The sequence below is a fragment of the Bradyrhizobium sp. KZN70725 genome (genome assembly GCF_055264925.1).
This window is the reverse complement of sequence record NZ_JBUYWT010000131.1, coordinates 1-4,982: the sequence shown is the minus strand read 5'-3', so window position 1 is coordinate 4,982 and position 4,982 is coordinate 1. Positions and strand designations below refer to the sequence as shown.

Genomic DNA, 4,982 nt, shown 5'->3' with positions numbered 1-4,982 from the left:
CAAACCTCCGCCCATCAACCCCAGCCGTCGGAAATCAACCATCTCACCTGACCAGATGGAGCTCCACTATGCCTGAATTTCCCCGGACACCCCTGCCTTTCAGGGGGAAGGGGAAACCGGGATCGCTACCGTGGCGGATCTAGCCTGGATGTCGGCGCGGCTTGAGGCCCGCGAGGAATAGCCGCGCGAAATGATCGGCGATCTCGGCTGGAGACCAGTCACGCCTGGTCTTGAACCAGATCGGATACCAGTGGCCCATTCCGGTGAGAATGCGCTCCGCGAAATAGGTATCGATGCGGCGGAAACGGCCCTCGTCGACCCAGCGCTGATAGCTGTTCTGGTCTTGCCGGATCGTCGCCAGCACGTCTCCGACATAGGCTTTTCGGTCTGCGTCGTTGAGATAGTTGATGTTGTGGTAGGTCGTCTTTGGGCCGCAGGGCGTGTCGTGCAGCATCAGCAGCAGGCGAATTCGCTGCACGATGTGATCGAATGCTCCAAGGCTGTGCTCTTGCAGATGCTCGCGAATGCTGACCTCGCCGGCGAGCCCGCGTCGCAGGCAGGCCAGCAACAGGCTCTCCTTTTCACTGAAATGATAGTAGATGCCGGCGCGGGTCATGCCCGCATCGGCTGCGATGCTCTCGAGCGACGTGCCCGAGGCGCCCCTTCGGTTGAAGCTGTCGGAGGCGATCGACAGCATCCTGTCGAACTTGGCGGCCCGCTTGTTCAACGCTGCGCGAGCCTCGAGAAAAGGGGCGAGGCTGAGCGGCTCGGGCATTTTGGGGAGCGCGATCTCGCGCCGGTAGACGCCATGCGTGATGATGTCGTCGATGGCATCGATCGCCTGTTGCCGCGTGTAGTAGTCGCGTTCGGACAGCCAGAACGGAACCCAGTCCAGGATGGAGATCAGCGCCACCGCCGTGAGCAGCGGCTCGTCGCAGGCGATCGAGCCGTCCGCCACGCCCCGATCGAGGATGTCCGCCAGCAGCGCGGCGTTCTGCCAGCGCTTGGCATGGACCTCGCTGCTGTAGGGCGCCGCCAGCGCATCGATATCGCTGAACAGGATGATGCGCTGGCCTTCGGGCCTCAGCCTGCCGCGCACGAAGCGCCTGATGATCTCGAGCCCGTCGATGCCGGGCTCGGCGGCCGCCTCGATCTCGTGGCGATAGATCGCAAGGCCGCGCAGATAGCAGTGGAAGATCAGATCTTCCTTGTCGCGGAAATAGTGATACAGCGCGCCCGGCACGGCCTGCACCGATGCTGCGACCTGCTCCATCGTCACGTTGGCATAGGAGTGGCGGGCAAACAGCCGGGAAGCTGAGACGAGGATTTCTTCAGCCCGATCCGTCGGGTCGGCGGCGACTTGCAAGCTCGAATGCCCTTCTTGACCGCGGAACGAAAGTCCGCACGCGAGATAATCCCCTTGGCAGCCGCTTGTCGATCTGCGATAGACGGTGGCATACCATACACCAGCGGGTCTTGATTGTCTGGTGATTTGGCGACCGTCGGCCCGTGGATGCGGGACGACCAATATCGACCGGGCATCGGTTCGGCAGCAGCTTCGGACAGGATTTTGGAGAGCAAGCCTTTCGCGAGAAGGGCTATTGGAGAGAGCATGGCGCGCAACATTCTGATTTTGGGAGCTTCCTACGGCTCCCTGCTGGGGACCAAGCTGCTGATGGCGGGTCACAACGTCTCCCTGGTGTGCCGGAAGAACACCGCCGACCTGATCAACCGCGAAGGCACCGAGGTGCGGATCAAGCTGCGCGACGAGAAGGAGCACCGCTCGATCTTCTCGCGCGATCTGCCGGGCAAGCTCGATGCCGTCACGCCCGCCGATGTCGACGTGTCGCGCTACGACATGGTCGGCCTTGCGATGCAGGAGCCGCAATACACCAACCACACGGTTCGCGTGCTGATGATCAAGATCGCGGCGGCGAAGCTGCCCTGCCTGTCGATCATGAACATGCCGCCGTTGCCGTATCTGAAGCGGATCCCCGCACTCGCCGGCATGGACCTCGAGGAGGCCTACACCAACGCGCAGGTGTGGGAGCGCTTCGAGCCGGGCCTCGTCACGCTGTGCTCGCCCGATCCGCAGGCCTTCCGTCCGCCGGAGGAGAAGGCCAATGTGCTGCATGTCGGCCTGCCGACCAACTTCAAGGCCTCCGCCTTCGCCGACGACAAGCACAACAAGGTGCTGCGCGAGCTCGAAGCCGACATCGACGCGGTGACGCTCGACGGCCAGGACGTTCCGGTGAAGCTGAAGGTGTTCGATTCGCTGTTCGTGCCGCTGGCGAAGTGGTCGATGCTGCTGACCGGCAACTATCGCTGCATCACGCCGACGGAGCCGCAATCGATCCGCGATGCCGTGCACAGCGACCTGACGCGCTCGCAGGCGATCTATGATCATGTCGACGCCATCGCGCGCAAGCTCGGCGCCGATCCCGCGGATCAGGTGCCGTTCGCGAAATACGCCAAGGCCGCGGAAAGCCTGCTCAAGCCGTCATCGGCGGCCCGCGCGGTCGCCGCCGGGGCGCCCTTCATAGAACGCGTCGACCTGCTGGTGAAGCTGATCTCGCATCAGCTCGGCACGCCGAGCGCCGAGATCGACCGCACGGTCGAGACCGTCGATCAGAAGCTGAACGAGAAGATCGTGCAGGGCGGCTCCGGCGCGGAGTAACCGAATGCGTTGACGGCGGGGGCAGGAACGCCCTCGCCATGCATCGGCGATCTGCAATGCACGCAATCGCGGTTGCCGGACGCATGGCTCGACCTGTCCAGATGAGGTAGACTCGCTCAGCTGCGGTTGGGAGCAACGGACATGCCGAGCAAATCGCTTCCTCTCCTTGCAATCTACGGCGACCTCGATCGCGCACGCGACATCATGCGCGCCTGGCAGCCGCTCGATCACCTCTCCCCCGAAGACGCCGAGATCGTCGTGAAGGCGATCGCCGAGGGCATCGCGCGCGGGCGCCGGCACGGGATCGAGATGGGACAGTGTCATCAGGCGGCGTAAAGCCGCTAGCCCTCATGTGTCACGGCAAGGATCGTCACCGAACGCGTCTGCTGGCTCGGCGTCTGAAAATCGATCGTCTGGCCAACCGACAATCCGATCAGCGCGGCACCGACCGGCGTCAGCACCGAGATGCGCCGCAGCGCGATGTCGGCTTCGTGCGGATAGACGAGCACGACCTCCCTGACGTCGCCGGTCTCGTCGTCGCGGTAGCGCACAAGCGAGCCCATGCGGACCACGTCATGCAGATCGGCATCGTCGGCGACCAGCTGGGCGCGGTCCGTCTCGCGTGCGAGGAACTGGGCGACGCGGGGAAACACCGCCATGCTGGAATCGGCCAGCGCACTGAGGCGATGCGCCTCGCTCGCGGTGATCACGATCGGCGGCAATGCCGGGGCGGTAAAGCTGTTCTGAATGGTTCGGGTCATGTGGGTTGATCTTTGCGGTTGATCGGAGGCGCACGAGCGCCGGCGCGCGGACATCTCGCGACGCGACGGACTGAAATGATTTGGTGACGTAGAGGAATCCGGACGGCGCGCGATCGCCGGCCGGCTAATTGCCTGCGTGCAGACGTCCGGCGCGCAATTCGCGGCGCGCAATACGGGTGTCGATGCGGAGCGTGTCGATCATGGCATTATCAACATAGCCGCTGGCGACGTCGCATCCATTGCGGCGAAAGCGCGCACATCGCCGCGTGGAACGAGACGCCATCGCCGCAAGCAGAGCGTCAGGGCTGTCCGATGCCGGACAGGCCGAGCACCGCGCCGGCGGCGAGCGCGACAAGCGGATGGATGCGCGTCGTGGTGGTGGCGATCGCGACGCCGGCCGCGATCAGGATGGTGCCCCAGCTCGAGGCCGATGCGTGGGTGATGACGATGGCGCTGGCCGTGACGAGCCCGGCGGTGACCGGAACCAGCCCCGCCTGCACGGTGCGGCGCCAGGGCCGGTCCTTGAAGCGTTCCCAGAGCCGCAGCGCGAAGCCTGTCACCAGCGACGACGGCCCGAACTTGGCGAGCGATGTCACCAGCACGCCGGAGAAGCCCGCGACATGCCAGCCGACCAGCGGCACCACCATCATGTTCGGCCCGGGTGCTGCCTGCGCCAGCGCGAACAGCGCGCCGAATTCCTGCGCCGTCATCCAGTGATGGACGTCGACCACCTGACGCTGCATCTCCGGCAGGATGGTGTTGCCGCCGCCGAAGGCGAGCAACGACAGCTCGGCGAAGATCAGCGCGAGCGTGACGAGGGTTGCGCTCATGACGCCTGCCTCGACCGGAGAACAATGCTGAGCGGCGCGAGCGTCAGCAGGGTCGGCAGCAGCGGCAAGCGGAACACGGCGATCGCCAGCACGCACAGCGCGCCGATGAAGAGGCCGAGCACATCGCGCCGCAGCGGCCAGGCGATCTTGATCGCCGTGGAAATCAGGAGCCCGGCCGCCGCGGCGGCGAGGCCACCGAATAGATGACGGACGACCGGGTCGTCGGCGAAGCGGCCATAGATCACACCAAGGCCGATCACGACCGCGGTCGGCACCGCTATCAGGCCGAGGATCGCTGCGAACGCGCCGGGAATGCCGCGAAACTTCAGCCCGACCGCGACCGACATGTTGATGATGTTGCCTCCGGGCAGGAACTGGCACAGCCCGAGCAGGTCGGTGAACTCCGCGCCGGTGAGCCAGCCGCGCTTCTCCACCATCATGTGGCGCGCCAGCGGCAGCACGCCGCCGAAGCCGGTCAGTCCGAGGATGAAGAAGCCCGTGAACAACTCGCCGACGTCAGGTGCGTGATGCTTAGTGGTTTGCGCGGCGGGGATGGCGTCCATCGGCGGGGCGGCTCCGGTTCGATTTGTTCTTGAGCCGACTCTAGTGGCTCGTCACAGTGATTTTGACGGTTTGATACCGAGCCAGCTTAGGATCGGCAAGTTCTCTGGCGGCACGAGGATTTCGATGCTTCTGGGGATATCGGCTCGACGG

Annotated in this window: 6 protein-coding genes; 2 read left to right on the top strand and 4 right to left on the bottom strand. The window is 64.8% G+C overall.

The genetic code is table 11. The features are described 5' to 3' along the window. Positions 1-139: 139 nt before the first annotated feature. A complete protein-coding gene (locus ACZBJS_RS41925) occupies positions 140-1,366 on the bottom strand; it encodes a TetR/AcrR family transcriptional regulator (RefSeq protein WP_463440276.1) in 1,227 nt (408 codons plus the stop codon). A 246-nt stretch (positions 1,367-1,612) separates the two neighbouring features. On the opposite strand from ACZBJS_RS41925, the gene ACZBJS_RS41920 reads away from it, so the two are divergent. Beyond that, positions 1,613-2,677, top strand: coding sequence for a ketopantoate reductase family protein (locus tag ACZBJS_RS41920; protein WP_253604417.1), 1,065 nt, complete (start codon positions 1,613-1,615; stop codon positions 2,675-2,677). A gap of 141 nt (positions 2,678-2,818) precedes the next feature. Beyond that, entirely contained in the window at positions 2,819-3,013 is a 195-nt protein-coding gene (locus ACZBJS_RS41915) for a hypothetical protein (RefSeq protein WP_076827654.1), read from the top strand. A gap of 5 nt (positions 3,014-3,018) precedes the next feature. Here ACZBJS_RS41915 and rnk read toward each other — a convergent pair whose 3' ends face one another. The 3 genes from rnk to ACZBJS_RS41900 form a co-directional block, all read right to left on the bottom strand. Continuing rightward, positions 3,019-3,438: a nucleoside diphosphate kinase regulator gene (gene rnk, locus ACZBJS_RS41910; protein WP_283064740.1), complete on the bottom strand. Its 420-nt coding sequence runs from the start codon at positions 3,436-3,438 to the stop codon at positions 3,019-3,021. Between the two features lie 299 nt (positions 3,439-3,737). Further along, positions 3,738-4,268 (bottom strand): chromate transporter, encoded by a 531-nt coding sequence (locus ACZBJS_RS41905; protein ID WP_057017908.1) that lies wholly within the window; start codon positions 4,266-4,268, stop codon positions 3,738-3,740. Then, entirely contained in the window at positions 4,265-4,831 is a 567-nt protein-coding gene (locus ACZBJS_RS41900; RefSeq protein WP_076827649.1) for a chromate transporter, read from the bottom strand. Before ACZBJS_RS41900 ends, ACZBJS_RS41905 begins: the two co-directional genes overlap by 4 nt. Positions 4,832-4,982: the final 151 nt, after the last annotated feature.